Genomic DNA, 25,045 nt, shown 5'->3' with positions numbered 1-25,045 from the left:
TGTGAGTAATATGTCCCTCGATTTTTCCCAAAATGAGTTTCAGCCACTGGCCGCGCGGATGCGGCCTTTGACGTTGGATCAATATATTGGTCAGCATCATTTGCTGGCTCCGGGTAAACCGCTACCGCGAGCAATCGTTGCCGGGCAGTTACACTCCATGATCCTCTGGGGGCCACCGGGAACGGGTAAAACGACATTAGCCGAAATTATTGGTCGTTACGGCCAGGCGGATGTCGAACGTATTTCTGCGGTGACCTCCGGTATTAAAGAAATCCGTGAAGCTATCGAACGGGCGCGGCAAAACCGCGATGCCGGTCGGCGTACTATTTTGTTTGTCGACGAAGTCCATCGCTTCAATAAAAGCCAGCAAGATGCATTTTTACCGCATATTGAAGATGGTACCATCACCTTTATTGGCGCGACCACAGAAAACCCCTCATTTGAACTGAATTCGGCATTGCTCTCCAGAGCACGGGTCTATTTGCTGAAGGCACTCACCGCCGCAGATATCGAAAAAGTTATCGATCAGGCGATGGCAGATAGCAGCCGTGGTTATGGTGGGCAGAATATCAAGTTGCCAGATGAGACCCGCCGCATGATGTCTGAATTGGTCGGGGGGGATGCCCGCCGCGCCTTGAATAGCCTTGAAATGATGGCCGATATGGCAGAAACCGATGCCAATGGCGTTCGTGTACTCACGCCTGATTTACTTAAAGAAGTGTCTGGTGAGCGTAGCGCCCGTTTTGATAACAAAGGTGATCGTTACTACGATTTGATATCGGCAGTACATAAATCCATTCGTGGCTCAGCCCCGGATGCTGCGTTGTATTGGTACGCGCGCATTATCACGGCTGGCGGTGACCCACTCTATGTTGCCCGGCGCTTGCTGGCCATTGCGTCAGAAGATGTGGGTAATGCTGACCCACGCGCCATGCAAGTGGCAATCTCTGCATGGGACTGTTTTACCCGCGTGGGGCCGGCAGAAGGTGAGCGGGCAATTGCTCAGGCGATTGTTTATCTGGCTTGCGCGCCTAAAAGTAATGCTGTTTACACCGCATTTAAAGCAGCAATACAAGATGCGCGTGATAAGCCGGACTTTGATGTGCCGGAACATTTGCGTAATGCTCCCACCAAGTTGATGAAAGAGATGGGGCTAGGGGCCGAGTATCGATACGCCCACGATGAACAGCATGCCTATGCTGCCGGTGAGAACTATTTCCCGCCAGAAATGGCCTCTACCCGCTACTATTCTCCATCATCCCGAGGTCTGGAAGGTAAAATTGGTGAAAAGCTGGCATGGTTGGCTGAGCAGGATCAAAATAGCCCGATAAAACGCTACCGCTAGCCTTGCTGTTGCGGAATAAACGTTAATATTCGATGTTAACGGCCCAAACGTTTGAGCGGGGGGCGCCTATTTCGTGGAGGATTATTTGGTTTTGGTATTATTACCGCAACAGGATCACTCTCCGGCGTATCTGCATCGAGACAAGTTAAAGTCTTGGCCGCTGAGGTTGTGGACGAATTTTTCAGAATAGAAAATAATTTATCTGAAATTACTGACGCGTCCGAGGCCCGAGAAAATCTTGAGCTGGGCGAGCTAGCAACCAAGACTTCGTTAACCGCTGGCGATGTAGGAGCTGTTCATATTGCTGATGTAGCGATAGTTGCCGGGACAAATTTAAACAGCATGACGGCACCGGGCGAGTATTTTCAAAACGTATCAAGCAATGCGGTATTGAGTTTAAATTATCCGATCAACGTGGCGGGGGGTTAAAGCCTATCGTACCGGCGTGGATGTTGTTGGCTGCCGCCAAGTCTATATGCCTTATAACTCAATGGTGGAATATCGACGCTATGCTTACGGCGTTCCGCTTACTTTCTCAGCATGGATAGAAAAATAAAAAAACTGAGTTATTGGGGGAAGGATCCCCCTGTATTCTTAAACTATGGATAGAGTTCTCGTAACATCTTCTCTTTACCTAGTGTGAATATTAAAAAGTCACTTTCCTTAAATTTTCGCTCTTTAATTAAATGATCCTTTAAGGGGAGGAACCTTTTATCATTAGTGAAGAACAGTGCGTTGATGTAATCTGAATCAATAGATTGTTGTTGTTCTGATAGCTGAATAACTTGCCTATAACATTCCTCATCTCTTTTGCCTAATCTTTCTTTTACCATACACTCAGTCAATAAGTCAGTACGGGTAAAATGTTTTTTGTTTAGTAGTTCAAGCTGTTTCAGTCCTTCTATATAATGCCCCTCTGCAAGTAAGTTGTTTGTGTACATTCTTCTGACATTAATATTTTCTGGATATTTATCTAACAGTTCTTTGAATTTTTTGAAAATTTCACTTTTTTCGCTATCTTCTGATGTTGTTAATTTATCCATAAGCATGACTGCTTGCTGCGTTGGTTTATCTGCACGTAAATTAGTATCAGGAATAATTGCAGACAAAGCAGGTAGGTATAAGAATAAACATAATGTCACTAAAGATAATTTTATCAAATTTTTCACAGTAAATTATCCTTAAATCTATTTAATACAATACGTCTGGACATTTTACCTGGAAATGGTTTAATCGTTCCGGTATATCCTGTATCCAGAACATACCCGGCTTCTATTTCTAAGGATGGAGATGTGTTTTTCTTTATGGGTATTAAAAATGAACATTCACCTATGAGAATGTCATCATGCTTAAGAGCGAATGACCTTCCTTTGCCGTCTAAAACATATTTTTTATTATCTATATTGTTTTTGACTGTACACCAAGGAATAATTTTCCCAGAGCCATAAGCCTTAGCAGCATTGCACAGTAGCGATGCAGATAAATATAATTTTTTCCCTTCTTTAACGCCACTTTCAGTTACATTAATAGATAATGAGAAGGATGCATGTAAAGAGCAAACACCTTCAGCACGTAAATCGGCCATTTGGGAGAAATGAAATGATTTTGTTGCCATATATATGCTCCTTTAATTCTTTGATTAGTCCATTAATATTGCAGCCTGCATATTATTTAGCCTGATGTCAAGCATGGCTATGGGTTAGTTCAGCGAGGATCAAGTCGTTGGCACCCGGTATCTGTTTTACATTTCGCTTATCGTAAATCACTTCAACTCGCATGATTTCACCCCCCATTAGGTAACTGTGTTTTTATGCAGTATTTTGGGTGGGGGAGTTCAATTAGTTTTTAACGGTCGGCTGGCGGTAACACACTTAAATATTTATTTCTTCACTTCATCATTTGTTCTTTATAATGGCTTGCGCTAGCGGGTATACTCGACGCTCAGCAGCGCACAATAAACCGGATAACTAACCGGATAAAATGAAGAGAAATACAAATGAAAAATCATTTAAACCAATTAGTTACATTAGTTAACGCGTATTTTGTTACAGTAAGGTTAGCGCTATAACCACTTGATAAGTGGCTGTTTACACCGCTTACAGTGTTAAATTCTCCCTTAATAACCATTTATGCCCCATGTCATTGTAATTGCTAACACCGTTGCAATTTCAAGTCATCAGGGTGTATCCATAACTACAAGCACAGGACTAGCATGCTCGATCCCAATATGCTGCGCAATGAGCTAGACGCAGTCGCCGAAAAACTTGCTCGCAGAGGTTTTAAACTTGATGTTGAGATGTTGCGCCAACAAGAAGAGCGCCGCAAAGTTTTACAGGTTGAAACAGAAAATCTGCAAGCAGAACGTAACTCCCGATCGAAATTGATTGGTGCTGCCAAGGGGCGTGGCGAAGATATCGAACCATTGCGTCTGGAAGTGAATGTGCTGGGTGAGAAGCTGGATACGGCTAAGGCCGAGCTGGACAAGTTACAAAACGAAATCCGCTTACTGGCGTTGTCTATTCCTAACCTGCCGGATGATTCTGTCCCTATGGGTAAAGATGAGAAAGACAATGTTGAAGTCAGCCGCTGGGGTGAGCCGCGCAAGTATGACTTTGCAGTGAGAGATCACGTCTCGCTGGGCGAAATGGCCGGTGGCCTTGATTTCGCTGCCGCAGTGAAACTGACCGGTGCGCGTTTTGTGGTGATGAAAGGGCAAATCGCCCGTATGCATCGTGCATTATCCCAGTTTATGTTGGACTTGCATACCGAGCAGCACGGCTATCAGGAAGCTTACGTTCCTTATCTGGTTAACCATGCCACGCTGTACGGTACCGGCCAGTTACCTAAGTTTGGCGCAGACTTATTCCACACCAAACCGTTAGAGGAAGAGTCGGATTGCAGTAACTATGCACTGATCCCGACGGCGGAAGTGCCGCTGACTAACCTGGTTCGTGATGAGATCCTGGAAGAAGACTCTCTGCCATTGAAAATGACCGCCCATACACCGTGCTTCCGTTCTGAAGCCGGATCCTATGGCCGTGATACCCGTGGTTTGATTCGTATGCATCAATTTGACAAAGTTGAAATGGTGCAGATAACCCGCCCGGAAGATTCAATGGCGGCACTGGAAGAGTTGACCGGTCACGCAGAGAAAGTGCTGCAATTACTGGAGTTACCTTACCGTAAAGTGCTGCTGTGCACCGGTGATATGGGCTTTGGCTCCAGCAAGACTTACGATTTGGAAGTGTGGCTGCCAGCGCAGGATACTTACCGTGAAATTTCCTCATGTTCGAATATGTGGGATTTCCAGGCGCGCCGTATGCAAGCTCGTTGCCGTAACAAAACTGACAGAAAAACCCGTTTGGTTCATACCCTGAATGGCTCTGGTCTGGCGGTTGGCCGTACTTTAGTGGCAGTGTTGGAGAATTACCAGCAGGCTGATGGCCGTATTCAGGTACCAGAGGTATTACGCCCATATATGGGTGGCCTGGACATTATTGGTTAATAAAATGCGGGTTAATCTATAATCTGTTATTTATAAAGCGCCTACGGGCGCTTTTTCTTTTTAAGATACAGCCAGAACGCTGATGCAGCGTGGTCAATAAACGCTAACCAACATATCGTGCTATCTCTTCCTGCAGAGTAATTGACTTTTTTATCGCCAGTGGCATGATGCGCTCACTTTTTATCGTTCTGACGGCTCCTGTCATACTATGTCCGCATATTCTCGCCCGGTGCAACTTCTGCTCTGTGGGCTTTTGTTGTTCACGATTTCTATCGCGGTTTTAAATACATTAGTGCCTTTATGGTTATCCCACCAACAATTGCCAACCTGGCAAGTAGGGATGGTTAGCTCATCTTATTTTAGCGGGAATCTGGTCGGAACGCTGATTGCAGGGCGATTGATCCAACGGTTTGGGTTTAATGGCAGTTATCATTATTCCTGTATTTTATTCGCACTGGCAACATGCGGACTAATGCTATCGGTCGATTTTTGGAGCTGGCTAGGGTGGCGTTTTTTTGCTGGCGTGGCCTGCGCGCTGATTTGGGTTATTGTCGAGAGCGCGTTACTGCGTAGTGGTACCTTAACCAATCGTGGGCAGCTACTGGCGGCTTATATGATGGTCTACTACCTGGGGACTGTCACAGGGCAACTGCTCTTAGGCGTGGTGTCGACGCAACTGCTCAGTGTTATCCCTTGGGTCAGTGTATTGGTGATTACCGCGATGCTGCCGCTGCTATTTGCCCACTTCTCGCATCAGGGGGACCGTGAGTCCTCAGCTATCGCAATTTGGCCGATGTTGAAGCGCCGTAGTGCACGTCTGGGTATTCATGGCTGCATTATATCAGGTGTACTGCTAGGTTCGCTCTATGGGCTGCTGCCGCTGTATTTATCCCATCAGGGGATGAGCGATGCCAGCGTCGGATGGTGGATGGCATTACTGGTCAGCTCAGGGATTATCGGTCAGTGGCCAATCGGCAAAATGGCGGACCGCTATGGCCGCTTATTGATCCTGCGTATTCAGGTATTTGTTGTCATTCTTGGCAGTGTAGCAATTTTGGGTAATTATGCTTTAGCGCCAGCATTATTTATTCTGGGATGTGCCGGTTTTACCCTTTATCCGGTAGCCATGGCATGGGCGTGCGAAAAAGCCAGTGCCGATGAGCTGGTGGCGATGAATCAGGCACTATTGATGAGTTATACCCTTGGCAGCCTGACCGGTCCGACCATGACATCACTGTTGATGCAGCATTATTCCGATAATTTATTGTTTATCATGATTGCCGGTGTGGCCTTAGTGTATTTGATGATGTTGCTGCGTAAACCTGATCAACAAAAGACACCTTACGCGGCGGTATAACCACCAAAAAAACACCGCCTGTGAGGTAACCCGGCAGGCGGTATTTATTGAGTATTAGTGCACTCGCTGATAACTATCAGTCAATACATCACCTTGTGACCATAGCTTTCTAGAATACCTTTCACACGGTCCATAATTTCTTTGGTCGGGGGTTTTACCCCATCCAATTTGTATTCTTCGCCCATGGCAATCCATTTGTGCTTACCCAACTCATGGTAAGGCAGCAATTCGATTTTCTCGATGTTGGTCATATTTTGAGTAAACTCACCCAGCATATGGGCCGACTTATCATCATCTGACCAGCCCGGCACCACCACATAGCGGATCCAGGTTTTTTGGTTACGTTTTGCCAGATAACGAGCAAACTCCAGTGTTCGGTGATTGGATACGCCGACCAGATTCTGATGCACACTGTCATCCATCTGTTTTAAATCCAGCATCACTAAATCTGTAGCATCCAGTAACTCATCGATTACCGGATCATAACGGCGCACAAAGCCGTTGGTATCCAGACAAGTATGAATCCCTTCTTCATGACAGGCGCGGAACCAATCACGCACAAACTCAGCCTGCAAGATAGCTTCGCCACCCGAGGCGGTGACACCACCACCCGAAGCATTCATAAAGTGACGGTAGGTGACGGCTTCTTTGACTAATTCTTCAGCGGTAACTTCTTTACCGCCGTGGGTGTCCCAAGTATCACGGTTATGGCAATACAGGCAACGCATCAAGCAGCCCTGGAAGAATACGATAAATCGGATCCCCGGGCCGTCAACGGTGCCACAGGATTCGAATGAGTGAATACGACCAAGTACCGACATTGCAGGTTACTCCAATACTGGATAAATAAAGGCCCCACTAAAGTGGAGCCTTTAAGTTTATGCCATTTTACTGCGGCAGGGAATTATATCGACTGTGTAAAGGTACGAGTAATGACATCCTGCTGCTGTTCTTTCGTCAGCGCGTTGAAACGAACTGCGTAACCCGATACACGGATGGTTAACTGCGGATATTTTTCCGGGTTTTCCATCGCGTCTAACAGCATTTCACGATTCATTACGTTCACGTTCAGGTGTTGGCCACCTTCAATGGACGCTTCGTGATGGAAGTAACCATCCATCAGACCCGCCAGGTTAGCTTTACGGACTTCGTCGTCTTTACCCAGTGCGTTTGGCACGATAGAGAAGGTGTAAGAAATACCATCTTTAGCGTAAGCAAACGGCAGTTTGGCAACCGAAGTCAGAGAAGCAACGGCACCTTTCTGGTCACGGCCATGCATTGGGTTAGCACCGGGACCGAATGGCGCACCAGCACGGCGACCATCTGGGGTGTTACCGGTTTTCTTACCATAAACCACGTTAGAGGTAATGGTCAGCACCGACTGAGTGGCAACCGCACCACGGTAAGTACGCAGCTTCTGAATTTTCTTCATAAAGCGCTCAACCAGGTCACAAGCGATGTCATCAACACGTGAGTCGTTGTTACCAAACTGTGGATATTCGCCTTCGATATTGAAGTCGACAGCCAAGCCATCAGCATCACGAATGGTGCTTACTTTGGCATATTTGATAGCCGACAGGGAGTCAGCAGCAACCGACAGACCTGCGATACCACAGGCCATAGTACGGTAAACATCACGGTCATGCAGTGCCATCAGGGCCGCTTCATAGCTGTACTTGTCGTGCATGTAGTGAATGATGTTTAACGAAGTAACGTATTGTTTAGCCAGCCAATCCATAAAGTGATCCATGCGTTCCATGACTTTGTCATAGTCCAACACTTCATCCATCATTGGCGCTTCTTTCGGGCCAACCTGGATCTTCATTTTTTCGTCAACACCGCCGTTGATTGCATACAACATGGTTTTCGCCAGGTTGGCACGGGCACCGAAGAACTGCATTTGCTTACCGACAATCATCGGGCTAACACAACAAGCGATAGCATAGTCATCGTTATTGAAGTCGGGGCGCATCAGGTCATCGTTTTCATACTGTACAGATGAAGTATCGATAGACACTTTAGCGGCATATTTTTTGAAGTTCAGTGGCAGCTTTTCAGACCACAGAATGGTCATGTTTGGCTCCGGAGACGGCCCCATGGTATACAGGGTGTTCAGGAAGCGGAAGCTGGTTTTAGTCACCAGAGTACGGCCATCAACGCCCATACCGGCCAGAGACTCAGTTGCCCAGATTGGGTCACCAGAGAACAATTCATCATACTCAGGGGTCCGCAGGAAGCGAACCATCCGCAGTTTCATCACCAAATGATCAATCAGTTCCTGCGCTTCGATTTCGGTCAGCTTACCTTCTTTCATGTCACGTTCGATGTAAACGTCAAGGAAGGTAGAAACACGGCCGAAGGACATTGCCGCACCGTTCTGGGATTTAACCGCTGCCAGGTAGCCGAAGTAAGTCCACTGTACTGCTTCACGGGCGTTAGTTGCCGGACCCGAAATATCACAGCCATATTTGGCTGCCATTTCTTTAATTTGACCCAGAGCACGATGCTGTTCAGCAATTTCTTCGCGCAACTGGATGGTCATTTCCAGATCTTTACCGTTTTCCAGATCATCCTGCAATGAGTTGAACTGCGCCAGTTTGTCTTTCATCAGATAGTCGATACCGTAAACGGCGACACGACGATAGTCACCGATGATACGGCCACGGCCATAGGCATCTGGCAAACCCGTTAGCACACCAGATTTACGGCAATTCAGGATGTCTTTGGTATAAACGTCGAACACACCTTGGTTGTGTGTTTTACGGTAGTCGGTGAAGACTTTTTTCAGTTGCGGATCAAGTTCACGACCGTAAACTCTGCAAGAGCCTTCGACCATTTTGATGCCGCCGAATGGGATCAGCGCACGCTTCAATGGTTTTTCAGTCTGTAAACCAACGATAGTTTCCAGATCTTTATTAATATAACCCGCATCATGGGAAGTGATGGTCGCGACTACGTCGGTATCGAAATCAACTGGCGCATGAGTGCGGTTTTCCAGTTTGATGCCTTCCATCACTTGCGCCCACAGCTTGTTGGTTGCTTCGGTAGGGCCAGCAAGGAAGGACTCATCGCCCTCATAAGGGGTATAGTTTTTCTGGATGAAGTCACGAACGTTGACTTCGTTCTGCCAGTCACCTTTAGTAAAACCCTGCCATGCTTTGGCCAATTTTTCATTAAGTTCGGTCATAATGCAGCTACCTTTTAATGTGAATTTTTTCGTAAACCAGACGTAGCGGCCACATATTAATGTTGCTGGTCACCGCGCAGATAAATTACCCAATAAGTTAACCCGACCAATAATCCGCCACCAATGATGTTGCCGATAGTGACTGGGATCAGGTTATCAATAATAAAGTTGCTTACGGTTAAGTTAGCAAATTGTTCAGGTGCTGATCCTATGGATTGCCAAAACTCAGGCGAAGCGAAGTTTTTAATCACAATACCCATAGGGATCATAAACATGTTTGCGATGCTATGCTCAAAGCCGCTGGCAACAAACATACCCACTGGTAGAATCATCGCGAACATCTTGTCCATTATGGTACGGCCGGAGTAACTCATCCAAACCGCCAGGCAGACCATTAAGTTAGCTAAAATGCCCAAACACACTGCTTCAATAAAAGTATGGTGCAATTTGTGGTCAGCTGTTTGTAAAACATTCAGACCCCATTGACCATTTGCCACCGTATATTGACCTGCAAACCAGATAAGCGCGACGAAGAATAGCGCTCCGCACAGGTTGCCAATATAGACATTAACCCAGTTGCATCCCAGTTGACGCCAGGTGATACGACCACTGGCTTTTGCCACAGTGGTAAGTACGGTCGAGGTGAAAAGATCACCACCACATACCACCACTAACATTAGCCCCAGGGAGAAACAAATACCCCCCACCAACTTAGCAAAGCCGAAAGGCACGCCTGCGGTACCGGTAGTCGCTGTAATATAAAAAACAAACGCAATTGAAATAAACACACCAGCAGTAATCGCTAAATAAAAGGTTTTTAGCGGATGCTTGGTAGCTTTATAGACACCGGCATCTTCGGCTACTTTAGCCATTGCCGCAGGTAATAATGCATCGAAGGGGTTGCCAGCTTTCACACTAACTCTCTCTTAAGGGTTAATAAAGCACAGCGAGATACTAGCAAAGCAGTATAGCTTGAAAATTGATGTGGATCATATTGCGCGAGTTTAGTTAGCTGTAAAACACTATTAAACATAGGGTTAATGGTGCTAGTGGATTGATATCAAACAGGAAAAATTATTTTAATTTTTACAAAAAATTTTGATTAGACGGTTTTAAAGCCGTTGAGAAGGTTAACCAAAAGGAGTATTTGTAGCTATTTCTATTATCTGTGTTCATTAAAAATTAACGCTTTATTCACTTGGTTATCTTATTTATGTTTTTGGCAAATAATGTTTGTTTAAAGGTGCTGTTTTTTCAACAGGAGCGGCGTCAAAAAGTGACGTTTTTTTATGACCAAAGCAATTGTTGAACTGGGTGGTGGGTATTTATTTGTGTCAGGAATAATTGCAGTAATAAATTAAACGGCGCTGCAAAAAAAACAACGCCGTTTTAAGTTTCCGCGAATGAGCATTCAGCAGGTGCTTACTTGCTTTGGGCCCAATAGTGGCGTTTAGCCGTTTGCAACTTCTCATACGCGCCCAACAGTGCTTGGTGGGCCGGTAAGGCTGTCAGATCTTCATCTACATTGAACAGGCCGTTGAAGCGATCTTCTCCGGTTAATGCTGCTGATGCGGCATCTACTGTTTCTTGACCGTACATTTTCACAAATGCGCTGTGATATTGGATTGGGTCACGGCTCGGCTCTTGAGTCAGTAACAACAGAGTTTGCAGACAACGGTAATAGTTCGCCTGTTTTGCCGTAAAGACGGAAGAGTTGAAGTCTTGCGTCCATTCCACCCAAATCAGAGCCTGTTCCAAATCGCCGCCAGCCAACGCCAGCATAGATTTCAGTTCACCCACTCGCAGGGTATACCAGCCATTATCTTTACCTGAGGCGATACCTAGCAGTTCACGCACCCGGGCAAAGTCGTCCAGACCTTCATCATCAAGTTGCTGGATCAGCTCCAGATATTGCTCGGGTTGCCAATCACTGTCCGGCAGGGCCAATAAGGTGCCACGCAGACTGACACCCATGGTGTTGTTTGCCATCAGCAAGTCTTCGGCAGGATAGATATCCGACATCCCTGGCACCAGAATTCGGCAAGCGTAAACCCCCAGATGTTCGTAGTCCGCGATATACACTTCAGCTTTTTCTTGTTTGAAGATAGCCATCAAGGTTGCGAACTCTTCTTCAGTGGTGCCTTTAAAGCTCCAGTCTACAAACGGATAGTCGGCATCTTCTTTAAACATATCCCAGCTAATCAAGCCGCTTGAATCGATAAAGTGCGTTTCCAGATTGGTATGCTCAGCCACCTCTTCGTCATCAAAAGTGGGTGCAGTAAAGACATCCAGATCTTTCAGGCTGCGGCCTTGTAGTAACTCGGTGACGGTACGCTCAAGTGCCACACCAAAGTCTGGATGTGCACCAAACGAGGCAAAACAGGTGCCGTTTGACGGGTTAAACAGTACCACACAGATAACCGGGTAAGCGCCACCTAAAGAGGCATCGTAAGACAGGATCGGGAAACCTTCTTCTTCCAGTTTGGCGATAGCTTCTATCACGCCTGGATAGCGATTTAACACCTCGGCCGGGATTTCTGGCAAGCTGATGGATTCAGCGATAATGCGGTTTTTCACATAACGTTCAAACACTTCTGACAGCGCCTGTACCCGGGCTTCGTTTGCGGTATTCCCCGCAGACATGCCGTTTGAAACATACAGATTACCGATAATATTCATTGGGATATAGACGGTTTCTAAATCTGACTGGCGGGTGAATGGCAGCGAGCAGATACCGCGCTTGATATTACCTGACTGTAAATCCACCAGGTCACTGGCGACCAATTCCTCTTCTGGATCGTAAAACGTCAGTAGACGCTGATCCAGAATACCTTTCGGCAGCAGATTATCCTCAGGGATTGGGAACCATTTCTCGTTCGGATAATGAACGAAATCACCCTCGGCAATGGCTTTGCCCAGATAGAAATCAGCAAAAAAATAGTTAGTGGATAAACGCTCGAAATATTCACCCAAGGCCGAAGCCAGTGCCGCTTTCTTGCTGGCACCTTTGCCGTTGGTAAAGCACAACGGGCAGTCACGGTCGCGAATATGTACCGACCAAACGTGAGGAACCGGGTTAAGCCATGAGGCTTCTTCAATATTAAAACCGAGGTCGTTCAGCTTGTGCTGGAAGCGGGAAATAGAGTCTTCCAGTGCGGCGTCTTTGCCGGGAATAAAGGTTTGGGTCATTGTCGTCACTTTTTGGCGGTACTAAAAACGCGCAATCATACGGGGTTTTGATTCATAGCTCCATGTATTCCTAAAGCACCGTAAATGTCACAGATTTCATATGGATATTCCGGATAATTAACTAGCTTATAAATAACGGAGTCATAATGTGAAATCTATCAAGCTAACGGTATTCGCCGGGATCTTAGCAGGGATCAGCGGTTCAGCCTTTGCGCTACCTAATATCACCCTATTAGCAACCGGAGGAACTATCGCCGGTGGCGGTGATTCAGCCACCAAATCTAACTATACTGCCGGTAAATTGGGGGTCGATGCCCTGGTAAACGCGGTGCCAGAAATAAAAAAAATCGCCAATATTCAGGGCGAACAAGTCGTGAATATTGGCTCTCAGGATATGAATGACGAGGTCTGGCTGAAGTTGGCGAAAAAAATCAATGCCGATTGTGCCAAAACAGACGGTTTCGTGATTACCCATGGTACTGATACCTTAGAAGAAACAGCGTATTTTCTTGATTTGACAGTCAATTGCGATAAACCTGTGGTGATGGTAGGGGCAATGCGTCCGGCAACAGCGCTGGGTGCCGATGGTCCGCTGAATCTTTACAATGCGGTAGTGGTTGCCAGTGATGCCAATTCCGCCAACCGTGGTGTGTTGGTCGCCATGAATGACACTGTGCTGACCGGCCGTGATGTGATGAAAACCAATACCACCTCGGTACAAACCTTCCAGTCACCCAATACTGGCCCGCTGGGTTACCTCTATGACGGCAAAGTAAATTACTTACATCAACCCGCGCCCAGACCACCAGCTTTCGATATCAGCAAACTGGATACATTACCTAAAGTTGGCATTATTTATAACTATGCCAATGCCTCTGACTTACCGGCCAAGGCGCTGATCGCCGATGGTTATAAAGGCATTGTCAGTGCAGGAGTCGGCAACGGTAACCTTTATCATTCTGTATTCGATACCTTGGCGACGGCGGCACATAATGGCGTTGCCGTTGTGCGTTCATCCCGCGTGCCTACTGGATCGACCACGGAAGATGCCGAAGTCGACGATACCAAATACGGATTTGTTGCATCTGGATCACTTAATCCACAAAAAGCGCGAGTGCTACTGCAATTGGCCTTGACCCAAACGCAGAAACCACAAGAAATCCAAAGGTTATTCCATAGATATTGATCTGGCAAGCCTTTGACGGAGGCTGCGGCCTCCGTCAAAGCACCAATAGTTTCCTCTCTCAGGTGAATAACCGTTGCAGCAGGTGGAGTCGAGTGATAAAACCGAGTAAGGGTTTATGACGATGACAATCTCAGTAGAGTGTGGTGAGGGGAAATGACACAGGTTTATAATTTTAGTGCTGGTCCAGCAATGCTACCGGTCGAAGTTTTACGTCGTGCAGAACAAGAATTACGTAACTGGCATGGTCTTGGCACCTCAGTGATGGAGATAAGCCACCGTAGTAAAGAGTTTATGCAAGTGGCTGAAGAAGCGGAAAAAGATCTGCGCGACCTGTTACAGATCCCAGACAATTATAAAGTGTTATTTTGCCACGGTGGCGCACGGGCGCAGTTTGCTGCGGTTCCATTGAACTTACTGGGTGACAGTCGTAGCGCGGATTACATTGACGGTGGCTATTGGGCGCACAGTGCAATCGACGAAGCGCAGAAATATTGCACACCGAATATCGTTGATGTGAAGACCAGGGCCGACGGCCGAACAGGTATTCAGCCAATGAAACAATGGCAATTGAGTGATAGTGCCGCTTATGTGCATTATTGCCCGAATGAAACCATTGATGGCGTTGCTATCAACGAACAGCCTGATTTTGGTAATAAAGTGGTAGTTGCGGACTACTCCTCATCTATTCTCTCCCGCCCGATTGATGTCAGCCGTTATGGTGTGATTTATGCGGGCGCACAGAAAAATATCGGCCCGGCTGGTCTGACCGTGGTTATGGTGCGCGACGACTTATTAGGCAAAGCCCGTACTGAGTTACCGTCGATCCTTGATTATAAGGTTCTGGCGGAAAATGCCTCCATGTTCAATACCCCACCTACCTTCGCCTGGTACCTCTCTGGTTTGGTATTCAAGTGGCTAAAAGAGCAGGGCGGTTTGGCTGAAATGGAAAAACGTAATCAGGCGAAAGCTGAATTACTGTACGGCGCTATCGACAAAACCGGTTTTTATCGCAATCAGGTGGCCATCACCAACCGCTCTTGGATGAACGTCCCCTTCCAAATGGCCGATGCTTCGTTAGATAAGCTGTTCCTCAGTGAGGCGCAAGAACGTGGCCTGCAAGCATTGAAGGGCCATCGTGTGGCGGGGGGCATGCGTGCCTCTATCTATAATGCGATGCCAATTGAAGGCGTTAAAGCATTAACAGATTTTATGGCTGATTTTGAACGCCGCCATGGTTGATTTAACTGGGGCTGACACCAATCTGCCCCAGTTATCGTTATCACCGCAATCTGACGTGTCATACTTGAGTTCACAATAATTTTTCTGCCACCACAACAGCTCCGCCCGCTGCGGGGCTGTCTTTCATCGAAGACTGGAGAGTGCTTTTCCCATGCTGGAATCCCTGACTTTACAACCCATTGCCCTGATCAATGGCACCGTTAATTTACCCGGTTCTAAAAGCGTTTCTAACCGTGCACTTCTTCTGGCAGCGCTGGCCGAAGGGACTACCCAACTGAATAACGTGTTAGACAGTGATGACATCCGCCATATGCTTAATGCACTACAGGCATTAGGGGTGAATTTTCGTCTTTCTGCTGATCGTACCTGTTGTGAAGTTGATGGCGTGGGTGGCAAATTGACGGCTAACCAGCCATTGGAGTTGTTCTTGGGCAATGCGGGAACCGCAATGCGCCCATTGGCGGCAGCGCTCTGTTTGGGTCATAGCGATATCGTGCTGACGGGCGAACCACGGATGAAAGAGCGGCCAATTGGTCATCTGGTTGATGCATTGCGTCAGGGTGGCGCGCAGATTGATTATCTGGAGCAAGAAAACTACCCGCCGTTGCGTTTACGAGGTGGTTTCCGTGGTGGAAAACTAACGGTCGATGGCAGTGTTTCCAGCCAATTCCTGACAGCGTTACTGATGACTACCCCGTTAGCAGAACAAGACACGGATATTCAGATTCAAGGTGAGCTGGTTTCCAAGCCTTATATCGACATCACTCTGCATCTGATGAAAGCCTTTGGCGTTGATGTGGTACATGAGAACTATCAGCTATTCCACATTAAAGGTGGCCAGACTTACCGTACTCCGGGTGCTTATTTAGTTGAAGGTGATGCGTCTTCCGCGTCCTATTTCCTGGCTGCTGCTGCAATTAAAGGTGGAACTGTGCGCGTTACCGGTATCGGTAAGAAAAGCGTGCAGGGGGATACTAAATTTGCGGACGTATTAGCGCAAATGGGCGCTAAAATCAGTTGGGGGGATGACTATATCGAGTGTAGCCGTGGCGAGTTACATGGCATCGATATGGATATGAATCATATTCCTGATGCCGCAATGACCATTGCCACTACCGCACTGTTTGCTGACGGCCCAACAGTTATACGTAATATCTATAACTGGCGGGTAAAAGAAACTGACCGTTTATCGGCTATGGCGATCGAACTGAGAAAAGTGGGCGCGCAAGTCGAAGAGGGTAACGATTACATCCGTGTAGTACCTCCTGCACGATTGATTGCCGCAGAAATTGGCACTTATAATGACCATCGTATGGCGATGTGTTTCTCACTGGTGGCGCTATCCGATACCCCGGTAACCATCCTGGATCCAAAATGTACGGCTAAGACTTTTCCGGATTATTTCGAGCAATTAGCGCGGTTGAGCCAATTGGCCTGATCAGTCTTTGCCGGATTGATCAGCATAAGATGGGTACCAGTGAGTACCCATTTTTTATTCTGTAACAGACGGTTTTCTCACCAAATTTCACCGATATTTTCCTGCTAATAGATAAAGAATAAATATTTTTTCTGGCTATCTTTCCCATCTCTTCTACACTCCAGCCACGGCTTGTGGTTTTATTTTAAGCAACTAAACCACCGCAGGGTAACAGTTCACTTCGATGCAGCGTATAATACTGTTCCTGTGTTTACCCTGCTGGGTAGACAAGAGGTTTTGCCTACCGAAAGGAGAGATAAATGACGGCGTCAGCCCCGGTGATAACCGTTGATGGACCCAGTGGTGCAGGTAAAGGTACGCTTTGCAAAGCATTGGCTGAATCGTTGGACTGGCGTTTGCTGGATTCCGGTGCCATATACCGTGTTTTAGCGTTGGCGGCACTGCATCACCAGGTAGATATCAGCACCGAAGAGGCATTAGTTCCACTTGCCGCACATCTCGATGTTCGTTTTGTCTCGCAAAATGGGCAGTTAAAAGTCATTTTAGAAGGTGAGGATGTCAGTAATGAGATCCGCACCGAAACTGTGGGTAATACCGCATCGCAGGCCGCTGCTTTCCCGCGGGTGCGTGAAGCATTATTGCGTCGTCAGCGGGCTTTCCGTGAGCCGCCCGGCCTAATTGCTGATGGCCGCGACATGGGCACGGTGGTGTTCCCCGATGCCCCGGTGAAAATATTTCTTGATGCAAGTTCACAAGAACGTGCGCACCGGCGTATGCTACAGTTGCAGGAAAAGGGGTTTAATGTTAACTTTGAACGTCTTTTGTCCGAGATACAGGAGCGAGACTCTCGCGATCGTAACCGGTCTATTGCACCTTTAGTCCCTGCGGCGGATGCGTTGGTACTGGATTCAACCAGTATGTCTATCGAGCAGGTGATCGAACAGGCGCTGGCTTATGCCCAACGAATTTTAGCGTTGCCGTTGAAAAAGTAACGACAATGCAGTCAGTTCTAAGCTCTCAATGATTTATTTTTTAATTAAAATTATTTTTGGTGAGCACTTTAACCTTGCTGCAAGGATCTGTGGCGAGGCATGTGAAACAACCCCATCCGGCGGGATGCTAGATGGACGTTAAACTTAAGAATCCTGAAGATTATAAACATGACAGAATCTTTTGCTCAACTCTTTGAAGAATCCCTGAAAACAATTGAAACACGTCCGGGCTCTATCGTCCGTGGTGTTGTTGTTTCTATCGATAAAGATATCGTACTGGTTGACGCCGGTCTGAAATCTGAGTCAGCAATTCCAGTAGAACAGTTCAAGAACGCGCAAGGCGAACTGGAAATTCAAGTCGGTGACGAAGTTGACGTTGCGCTGGACGCTGTAGAAGACGGCTTCGGTGAAACTCTACTGTCCCGTGAGAAGGCTAAGCGTCACGAAGCATGGCTGATGCTGGAAAAGGCTTACGAAGAAGCTGCAACCGTTACTGGTGTGATCAACGGCAAAGTGAAGGGCGGCTTTACAGTCGAACTGAACGGCATCCGTGCGTTCCTGCCTGGTTCACTGGTTGATGTGCGTCCAGTTCGCGATACTCTGCATCTGGAAGGTAAAGAGCTTGAGTTCAAAGTCATCAAGCTGGATCAGAAACGCAACAACGTCGTTGTTTCTCGTCGTGCAGTTATCGAATCCGAGAACAGCGCTGAGCGTGATCAATTGCTGGAAAATCTGCAAGAAGGCATGGAAGTCAAAGGTATCGTTAAGAACCTGACTGACTACGGTGCATTCGTCGATCTGGGTGGCGTTGATGGCTTGCTGCACATTACTGACATGGCTTGGAAACGTGTTAAACACCCAAGCGAAATCGTCAATGTGGGCGACGAAATCACGGTTAAAGTTCTGAAATTCGACCGCGAACGTACTCGTGTATCCCTTGGCTTGAAACAGCTGGGCGAAGATCCATGGGTTGCTATCGCTAAACGTTACCCAGAAAGCACCAGACTGACTGGTCGTGTAACTAACCTGACTGATTACGGCTGCTTCGTAGAAATCGAAGAGGGCGTTGAAGGTCTGGTACACGTTTCAGAAATGGATTGGACCAACAAAAACATTCACCCGTCTAAAGTTGTTAACGTTGGCGACGTAGTGGAAGTTATGGTTCTGGACATTGATGAAGAACGTCGTCGTATTTCTCTGGGCCTGAAACAGTGCAAATCTAACCCATGGCAGCTGTTTGCAGAAACCCACAACAAAAACGACCGCGTTGAAGGTAAAATCAAGTCTATCACTGACTTTGGTATCTTCATCGGTCTGGACGGCGGTATCGACGGCCTGGTTCACCTGTCTGACATCTCCTGGAACGTTGCAGGCGAAGAAGCAGTTCGTGAATACAAGAAAGGCGACGAAATCGCAGCTGTGGTTCTGCAAGTTGACGCAGAACGTGAGCGTATCTCCTTGGGCGTGAAACAACTCGCAGAAGACCCGTTCAATAACTACCTGTCTGTTAACAAGAAAGGTACTATTGTTACTGGTAAAGTAACTGCAGTTGACGCTAAAGGTGCTACAGTTGAATTGGCAGGCGGCGTAGAAGGTTATCTACGTGCTTCCGAAGCAACTCGCGACCGCGTTGAAGATGCGACGCTAGTTCTGAACGTAGGTGATGAAGTTGAAGCCAAATATACTGGCGTTGACCGTAAAAACCGTGTAATCAGCCTGTCTGTTCGTGCTAAAGACGAAGCTGATGAGAAAGATGCTATTGCTACAGTTAACACTAAGCCAGAAGAAGGCAACTTCTCTAGCGCAATGGCAGAAGCGTTCAAAGCTGCAAAAGGCGAGTAATAACGGGGGGCGGTCTTTCCGCCCCTATACGGTAGTTTAGCTGCAAAACTTGGAGGTAATATGACCAAGTCTGAACTTATTGAAAGACTTGCTGGCCAGCAATCTCATGTACCGGCTAAGGCCGTTGAGGATGCAGTGAAAGAAATGCTTGAACATATGGCTGGAACACTAGCTGAAGGTGAGCGCATTGAGATCCGAGGATTTGGCAGTTTTTCTCTTCACTACCGTGCTCCGCGTGTTGGCCGTAATCCAAAAACTGGTGCTAAAGTTGAGTTGGAAGGTAAGTACGTTCCACACTTTAAGCCAGGTAAAGAATTGCGTGATCGCGCTAATATCTACGGCTAAGTTGTTTACAACTTACCGCGTTATTATTTATACCTAACGTATTCGAAGTTGTCGCTTCAAGTAAAAAGGGTATAAACGCTGATAAGAAACGGTGCCTCTAACGGCACCGTTTTTCTTTGGTATTTTTATCCCTCTCCCCATCCTACGAAACTTTTCCTCATCAATAAACCACGTCTTATTTTCGATACATCCCGCATTTCCTTGATTGCTTTTGCAACAAGATAAAACTGTTGGCGAACCGGCTCGGAACTCCTGCTTTTGGTTCTGGCTGTATCTCCCATCAACAGAGAGAATCAACTTATTCCCTGTTAGGTGAACGGATGGCAATGAGGCTATCCGGTAGTAAGACAATGGACGGTTTCTTATCACTTTATCAATTGATTATGCAGCGGCGGCTATTGCCGTTGGGCTTTTACCGCTTATTTTTCTACCTCAATTACCGGGAACCATCATGATTGGCGGGCTGCTAGTGTTGGGGCTGCTGCTATGGCTGAGTGGACATTCTTATTGCCAATGTCTGGCATTGATCATTATCAGTTTTACGTGGGGAAGTTGGCACGGAAATAAGGTGTTGATGCAAATTGATGTATTAGCTCAGGGTGAGCAGCAAGTCAGCGCAACGATAGATAGCTCGCATCTCGTCTGGGTCGAAGGGAGTAAGGTTCTATTGAGCATCCAACAGGTTAATGGGCAACGAGTATTCCCGCCAATTGCGGTGGCAGTCAAGTGGCCAGAGCAGCTTGAGCGGCCTTGTGCCGGGCAGCAATGGACGCTGGGGCTACGGATGCGTAGTGTGCACAGTTTACTCAATGAAGGTGGGTTTGACAGCCAGCGCTGGGCGATAGCAAACCGCCGTCCATTACAAGGGCGAGTCATTAAGGCTGAATTGCTTGATGCGAGTTGTAATCTACGTCAGCAGGTTATTCGCGTGATTGAGCGGCAACTAGAACAATATGATCAGCGACAAATACTACTGGCGCTGGCTTTTGGTGAAAGGGCACAGTTGGATACGCAACAGTGGGCGCTTTTTCGTTATACCGGTACGGCACACCTAATGGCAATATCGGGTTTGCATATCGCACTGGCGGCTCTATTTGGCGGGATATTGGCACGAGTATTACAGCTTATATTCCCTGTCAGTTGGATCACCCCATGGCTTCCACTGTTGATAGGCTGGCTTGCTGCAATAACTTATGTTTGGCTGGCGGGAGCCAGTCCACCGGCAATCCGGGCCGCCATTGCGTTAACCTTGTGGCTGCTGCTTCGATTATTCGGTATTTTGTGCAGCGCTTGGCAAGTGTGGTTATGGGCGCTGGCGCTAATTTTGCTGAGCGACCCACTCGCGGTACTTTCAGACAGTTTCTGGCTCTCCTGCATGGCGGTATTCAGCCTGATATGTTGGTTTCATTGGGTGCCTGTTGCCCCGCGTTTTATCGTAGGTTGGTCTGGGCTACCGATCCGCTGGTTCCATTTGCAGTTGGGTATGATGCTCCTATTAATGCCATTACAAATAGGTTTGTTTCATGGCATAAGTTTATTTTCGATACCTGCAAATCTATGGGCTGTGCCACTGGTATCCTTGCTTACCGTACCTTGCGTGTTGTTGGCACTGATTTTTACGCTATTACCCGCTATAGCTGGAATATTCTGGTTCTTGGCTGATATGTCCCTTACTACCGTACTCCTGCCGCTCAATCCGTTGAGAGCCGGTTGGATGCATACTGGCGCTGCATCAGTTGCTCTGGGATATGGTGGTTGGCTGGCGGTACTTATCTGGCGTTTTCAATGGTGGCGTAGTTATCCCTTTGGGGTAATGGTGCTTTGCATCAATTTGGTATTATTCACCCAGAGACGTGATGAGTATCGCTGGCGCGCTGACATGCTGGATATAGGGCATGGTCTGGCAATAGTTATTGAACGTAGGGGGAAAGCGGTTATTTTTGATACCGGTAATCGCTGGAGTACAGGTAGCATGGCCGCAGCCGTTATTCTTCCTTATTTACGCTGGCGTGGCATTACCGTTGAGCAGATTATCCTCAGTCACGATCACCAAGATCACACTGGCGGAATGGCGGATATCCAGGCTATTTTCCCCCAAGCAACGGTTCGTGCTCCTTTTTCTTTAACCGGTGTGGTAAATACCTTGCCCTGTAAACAAGGGGAGGTATGGCAATGGCAAGGTTTAGATTTTGAGGTTTTATGGCCCAGAGCGCAGGTCGCTAATGCCCAGAATAATGATTCGTGTGTTATCCGTATTGATGATGGTAAGCACAGCTTATTATTGACGGGTGATCTTGAAACTCAGGGGGAGCGGCAATTAGTCAAAGATTTCCGCGCCAAATTAGCGTCAACGCTACTGCAAGTTCCTCACCATGGCAGTAATACCTCTTCAACCGGGCCTTTTCTGCGGGCAGTGAAGCCAGAATTGGCTTTCGCTTCTGCCGCACGCTATAACCAATGGCATTTACCAGCAAAAAAAGTGATTAAACGTTATCAAAAAAATAGCATTATTTGGCGTGATACATCAGTATCTGGGCAACTAACTGTGTATTTTTACAGCGATAGTTGGCAAATTAAGGGCTATCGAGAACAATTAATGCCACGTTGGTATCACCAGCGGTTTGGCGTTGGGAGCCATAATGAGTAGAATGGGCCGCTATTTCTTCTGGTGCTGGTATTTGCATGATGAATGATAAAGATCTCTCCACTTGGCAGACATTTCGTCGCCTTTGGCCAACGATCTCTCCTTATAAGACCGGTCTTGTGGTCGCGGCGATAGCATTAATTCTTAATGCCGCCAGCGACACCTTTATGCTGTCGTTACTGAAACCATTGCTAGACGATGGTTTTGGTAAGGCTAACAGCTCAATTTTAAAGTGGATGCCTCTGGCCGTCATAGGTTTGATGGTGGTCCGTGGGATAACTGGCTTTATTTCTAGCTATTGCATCTCCTGGGTATCGGGCAAAGTAGTGATGCATATCCGTCGTCGCTTATTCAGCCATATGATGGGGATGCCGGTATCCTTCTTTGATCAACAGTCGACCGGTACTCTGTTGTCTCGCATTACCTATGATTCCGAGCAAGTCGCAGCATCCTCTTCCAGCGCATTGGTGACAGTGGTGCGGGAAGGGGCTTCTATTATCGGTTTGTTTATCATGATGTTTTATTACAGCTGGCAGTTGTCGCTGATTTTACTCGTCATTGCACCTATTGTTTCGATCTCAATACGCTTGGTTTCAAAACGTTTTCGTAATATCAGCAAAAATATGCAAAGCACTATGGGTGAAGTGACTACCAGTGCAGAGCAAATGCTGAAAGGGCACAAAGAAGTGTTGATCTTTGGTGGACAGAAAGTTGAAACCGAACGCTTTGATACTGTCAGTAATCGTATGCGGCAGCAGGGAATGAAGCTGGTTTCTGCTGCTTCCATTTCTGACCCGATCATTCAATTGATTGCCTCTTTCGCTTTGGCATTTGTGCTGTATGCGGCCAGCTTTCCAAGCGTGATGGAAACCTTAACTGCCGGTACCATAACGGTGGTGTTCTCTGCAATGATTGCTCTGATGCGTCCGTTGAAGTCTCTTACCAATGTGAATGCTCAGTTCCAACGTGGTATGGCGGCATGCCAGACGCTATTCACTATTCTGGATATGGAGCAGGAAAAAGACGAAGGCAAGTTGGAGGTTGAACGGGCTAAAGGTGAAATAGAATTCCGCCATGTGACTTTCTACTATCCTGGTAAAGACACCCCTGCATTGAATGATATCAATATGCACATTGAAGCGGGTAAAACCGTGGCATTGGTGGGGCGTTCAGGTTCAGGTAAGTCAACAATCGCCAATTTACTAACCCGATTCTATGATGTCAGTGAAGGCAGTATCTTGATGGATGGGCACGATCTGCGTGATTATCGGCTGAGTGCCTTACGTAATCAGGTCGCGTTAGTATCGCAAAGTGTTCATTTGTTCAATGATACGGTGGCTAATAACATCGCTTACGCCCGTGATGAGCAATATAGTCGTGCTGAAATTGAAGAAGCCGCCCGAATGGCGTACGCCATGGACTTTATCAATAAAATGGAACATGGTCTGGACACGGTTATTGGTGAGAATGGTGTCATGCTCTCCGGTGGCCAGCGTCAGCGTATTGCTATCGCTCGTGCGCTATTACGGGATTGTCCAATATTGATTCTGGATGAAGCCACCTCAGCGCTGGATACTGAATCTGAGCGGGCGATTCAGGCTGCTTTAGATGAGTTACAGAAAAACCGCACATCACTGATTATTGCTCATCGCTTGTCTACCATAGAAAAAGCAGATGAAATCTTGGTTATTGAAGATGGGCGCATCGTCGAGCGGGGTGTGCATGCAGAGTTGCTGGCCCAACAGGGTGCTTATGCACAACTTAACCGTATGCAGTTTGGCCAATGATTGAACGTATCTGGTCCGGGCAGTCTTGGCTGTATTTGCTATTGCTACCGCTATCTTGGCTATATGGCGCAGTCACATGGCTTATCCGGGCCAGTTACTCTCTTGGGCTGCGTTCAGCATGGCGATCACCAGTCCCGGTTATCATTGTGGGTAACCTTACTGCCGGCGGTAATGGCAAGACACCTGTCGTAATCTGGTTGGTGGAGCAGCTACAACTACGTGGCTGCCGTGTGGGGGTTGTGTCCCGGGGTTACGGGGGTAAGTCGGATGAGTATCCGCTACTACTCTCCAATGAGACAACCACACTTCAGGCTGGTGATGAGCCGGTTCTGATCTTTCAACGCACCGGAGCGCCAGTTGCCGTCTCACCACAACGTTCTGAGGCGATTAAAACGTTACTGAAAAACTATGTTCTGGATTTCATCATCACTGATGATGGTTTGCAGCATTATGCTTTACAACGTGATTTTGAGTTGGTGGTGATTGATGGCATGCGCCGCTTCGGTAACGGCTGGTGGTTACCCGCAGGCCCAATGCGTGAACGGGCCGGACGGTTACATTCTGTAGATGCGGTAATCACTAATGGTGGCATTGCCGCCGCCGGAGAGATCCCGATGCAACTGGTTGCTCGGCAGGCTGTCAATCTGGTTACCGGTGAGCGTTTGCCAGCACAGCAATTACAACATGTTATTGCTATGGCAGGTATTGGCCATCCCCCACGTTTTTTTGCCACATTAAGTTTGCTGGGTATTGAGCTGAAAAAGAAATACGCTTTTGCTGACCATCAGGACTATTCTTTGGCACAACTTAGCTCGCTGACATCTGGCTCACAAATATTACTGATGACTGAAAAAGATGCCGTCAAATGTCGGGCTTTTGCTCAGCCTAATTGGTGGTACTTGCCGGTAGATGCACAGTTACCGCCGGAACAGGCCGAGCAATTGCTACAGAAAATTCAGGCATTATCTCGTTATTCGAAGTAGATCAAT

Annotated in this window: 19 protein-coding genes; 13 read left to right on the top strand and 6 right to left on the bottom strand. The window is 47.3% G+C overall.

All coding sequences use genetic code 11. The annotated features are described in order from the left end of the window. Position 1: 1 nt before the first annotated feature. Both AEP37_RS03330 and AEP37_RS03325 read left to right on the top strand, forming a co-directional pair. Positions 2–1,345, top strand: a complete 1,344-nt coding sequence (locus AEP37_RS03330; RefSeq protein ID WP_049609818.1) for a replication-associated recombination protein A — start codon at positions 2–4, stop codon at positions 1,343–1,345. A gap of 51 nt (positions 1,346–1,396) precedes the next feature. Beyond that, the gene (locus AEP37_RS03325) at positions 1,397–1,774 is read left to right on the top strand and encodes a pyocin knob domain-containing protein (RefSeq protein ID WP_049609815.1); all 378 of its coding nucleotides are present in this window, start codon (positions 1,397–1,399) and stop codon (positions 1,772–1,774) included. Positions 1,775–1,944: 170 nt separating this feature from the next. On the opposite strand, the gene AEP37_RS03320 is transcribed toward AEP37_RS03325, so the two are convergent. Further along, entirely contained in the window at positions 1,945–2,514 is a 570-nt protein-coding gene (locus tag AEP37_RS03320) for a hypothetical protein (protein ID WP_049609812.1), read from the bottom strand. After that, positions 2,511–2,960 (bottom strand): hypothetical protein, encoded by a 450-nt coding sequence (locus tag AEP37_RS03315; protein ID WP_049609808.1) that lies wholly within the window; start codon positions 2,958–2,960, stop codon positions 2,511–2,513. The genes AEP37_RS03320 and AEP37_RS03315 overlap by 4 nt, the downstream gene beginning before the upstream one ends. 597 nt (positions 2,961–3,557) lie before the next feature. Between AEP37_RS03315 and serS the strand changes: the two genes are divergently transcribed. Further along, positions 3,558–4,850, top strand: coding sequence for a serine--tRNA ligase (gene serS, locus AEP37_RS03310; RefSeq protein WP_049609804.1), 1,293 nt, complete (start codon positions 3,558–3,560; stop codon positions 4,848–4,850). A 208-nt stretch (positions 4,851–5,058) separates the two neighbouring features. Beyond that, entirely contained in the window at positions 5,059–6,207 is a 1,149-nt protein-coding gene (locus AEP37_RS03305) for an MFS transporter (RefSeq protein ID WP_049609802.1), read from the top strand. Between the two features lie 80 nt (positions 6,208–6,287). Here AEP37_RS03305 and pflA read toward each other — a convergent pair whose 3' ends face one another. The 4 genes from pflA to ycaO form a co-directional block, all read right to left on the bottom strand. Beyond that, positions 6,288–7,028 (bottom strand): pyruvate formate lyase 1-activating protein, encoded by a 741-nt coding sequence (gene pflA, locus AEP37_RS03300; protein WP_049609799.1) that lies wholly within the window; start codon positions 7,026–7,028, stop codon positions 6,288–6,290. Positions 7,029–7,111: 83 nt separating this feature from the next. Next, positions 7,112–9,394, bottom strand: coding sequence for a formate C-acetyltransferase (gene pflB, locus AEP37_RS03295; RefSeq protein WP_049609796.1), 2,283 nt, complete (start codon positions 9,392–9,394; stop codon positions 7,112–7,114). Between the two features lie 56 nt (positions 9,395–9,450). Then, the gene (focA, locus tag AEP37_RS03290) at positions 9,451–10,308 is read right to left on the bottom strand and encodes a formate transporter FocA (RefSeq protein WP_049609793.1); all 858 of its coding nucleotides are present in this window, start codon (positions 10,306–10,308) and stop codon (positions 9,451–9,453) included. Between the two features lie 508 nt (positions 10,309–10,816). Continuing rightward, the gene (ycaO, locus tag AEP37_RS03285; protein WP_049609788.1) at positions 10,817–12,583 is read right to left on the bottom strand and encodes a 30S ribosomal protein S12 methylthiotransferase accessory factor YcaO; all 1,767 of its coding nucleotides are present in this window, start codon (positions 12,581–12,583) and stop codon (positions 10,817–10,819) included. 148 nt (positions 12,584–12,731) lie between these two features. Between ycaO and ansB the strand changes: the two genes are divergently transcribed. From ansB to lpxK, 9 genes are all read left to right on the top strand, one after another. Beyond that, complete coding sequence (gene ansB, locus AEP37_RS03280) at positions 12,732–13,769, top strand: L-asparaginase 2 (protein ID WP_049609785.1); 1,038 nt, start codon at positions 12,732–12,734, stop codon at positions 13,767–13,769. Between the two features lie 153 nt (positions 13,770–13,922). After that, the gene (serC, locus tag AEP37_RS03275; RefSeq protein ID WP_049609782.1) at positions 13,923–15,008 is read left to right on the top strand and encodes a 3-phosphoserine/phosphohydroxythreonine transaminase; all 1,086 of its coding nucleotides are present in this window, start codon (positions 13,923–13,925) and stop codon (positions 15,006–15,008) included. A 151-nt stretch (positions 15,009–15,159) separates the two neighbouring features. Further along, positions 15,160–16,446: a 3-phosphoshikimate 1-carboxyvinyltransferase gene (gene aroA / locus AEP37_RS03270; protein ID WP_049609778.1), complete on the top strand. Its 1,287-nt coding sequence runs from the start codon at positions 15,160–15,162 to the stop codon at positions 16,444–16,446. A gap of 299 nt (positions 16,447–16,745) precedes the next feature. Continuing rightward, positions 16,746–17,438 (top strand): (d)CMP kinase, encoded by a 693-nt coding sequence (gene cmk, locus AEP37_RS03265; RefSeq protein WP_049609774.1) that lies wholly within the window; start codon positions 16,746–16,748, stop codon positions 17,436–17,438. Positions 17,439–17,606: 168 nt separating this feature from the next. After that, complete coding sequence (gene rpsA, locus AEP37_RS03260) at positions 17,607–19,280, top strand: 30S ribosomal protein S1 (protein WP_049609771.1); 1,674 nt, start codon at positions 17,607–17,609, stop codon at positions 19,278–19,280. A 60-nt stretch (positions 19,281–19,340) separates the two neighbouring features. Then, on the top strand, positions 19,341–19,625 hold the full coding sequence (gene ihfB, locus AEP37_RS03255; RefSeq protein WP_005184672.1) for an integration host factor subunit beta: 285 nt from the start codon (positions 19,341–19,343) through the stop codon (positions 19,623–19,625). A gap of 364 nt (positions 19,626–19,989) precedes the next feature. Next, entirely contained in the window at positions 19,990–22,272 is a 2,283-nt protein-coding gene (locus AEP37_RS03250; RefSeq protein WP_049609769.1) for a ComEC family protein, read from the top strand. Between the two features lie 35 nt (positions 22,273–22,307). Next, complete coding sequence (gene msbA / locus AEP37_RS03245; protein ID WP_049609767.1) at positions 22,308–24,056, top strand: lipid A ABC transporter ATP-binding protein/permease MsbA; 1,749 nt, start codon at positions 22,308–22,310, stop codon at positions 24,054–24,056. Then, positions 24,053–25,039, top strand: coding sequence for a tetraacyldisaccharide 4'-kinase (gene lpxK / locus AEP37_RS03240; RefSeq protein WP_049609762.1), 987 nt, complete (start codon positions 24,053–24,055; stop codon positions 25,037–25,039). Before msbA ends, lpxK begins: the two co-directional genes overlap by 4 nt. The last annotated feature ends 6 nt before the right edge of the window (positions 25,040–25,045 follow it).

The sequence above is a fragment of the Yersinia pekkanenii genome (genome assembly GCF_001152565.1).
Classification (GTDB): domain Bacteria; phylum Pseudomonadota; class Gammaproteobacteria; order Enterobacterales; family Enterobacteriaceae; genus Yersinia; species Yersinia pekkanenii.
The sequence above is the reverse complement of the archived record's forward strand: the minus strand, read 5'-3'. Positions and strand labels throughout refer to the sequence as shown.

Excerpts from the sequence above, each read along its gene's own strand:
- AEP37_RS03315 (WP_049609808.1), bottom strand. The coding sequence starts at position 2,960 with ATGGCAACAAAATCATTTCATTTCTCCCAAATGGCCGATTTACGTGCT.
- serS (WP_049609804.1), top strand. The coding sequence starts at position 3,558 with ATGCTCGATCCCAATATGCTGCGCAATGAGCTAGACGCAGTCGCCGAA.
- AEP37_RS03305 (WP_049609802.1), top strand. The coding sequence starts at position 5,059 with ATGTCCGCATATTCTCGCCCGGTGCAACTTCTGCTCTGTGGGCTTTTG.
- pflA (WP_049609799.1), bottom strand. The coding sequence starts at position 7,028 with ATGTCGGTACTTGGTCGTATTCACTCATTCGAATCCTGTGGCACCGTT.
- pflB (WP_049609796.1), bottom strand. The coding sequence starts at position 9,394 with ATGACCGAACTTAATGAAAAATTGGCCAAAGCATGGCAGGGTTTTACT.
- ycaO (WP_049609788.1), bottom strand. The coding sequence starts at position 12,583 with ATGACCCAAACCTTTATTCCCGGCAAAGACGCCGCACTGGAAGACTCT.
- serC (WP_049609782.1), top strand. The coding sequence starts at position 13,923 with ATGACACAGGTTTATAATTTTAGTGCTGGTCCAGCAATGCTACCGGTC.
- aroA (WP_049609778.1), top strand. The coding sequence starts at position 15,160 with ATGCTGGAATCCCTGACTTTACAACCCATTGCCCTGATCAATGGCACC.
- cmk (WP_049609774.1), top strand. The coding sequence starts at position 16,746 with ATGACGGCGTCAGCCCCGGTGATAACCGTTGATGGACCCAGTGGTGCA.
- rpsA (WP_049609771.1), top strand. The coding sequence starts at position 17,607 with ATGACAGAATCTTTTGCTCAACTCTTTGAAGAATCCCTGAAAACAATT.
- ihfB (WP_005184672.1), top strand. The coding sequence starts at position 19,341 with ATGACCAAGTCTGAACTTATTGAAAGACTTGCTGGCCAGCAATCTCAT.
- msbA (WP_049609767.1), top strand. The coding sequence starts at position 22,308 with ATGATGAATGATAAAGATCTCTCCACTTGGCAGACATTTCGTCGCCTT.
- lpxK (WP_049609762.1), top strand. The coding sequence starts at position 24,053 with ATGATTGAACGTATCTGGTCCGGGCAGTCTTGGCTGTATTTGCTATTG.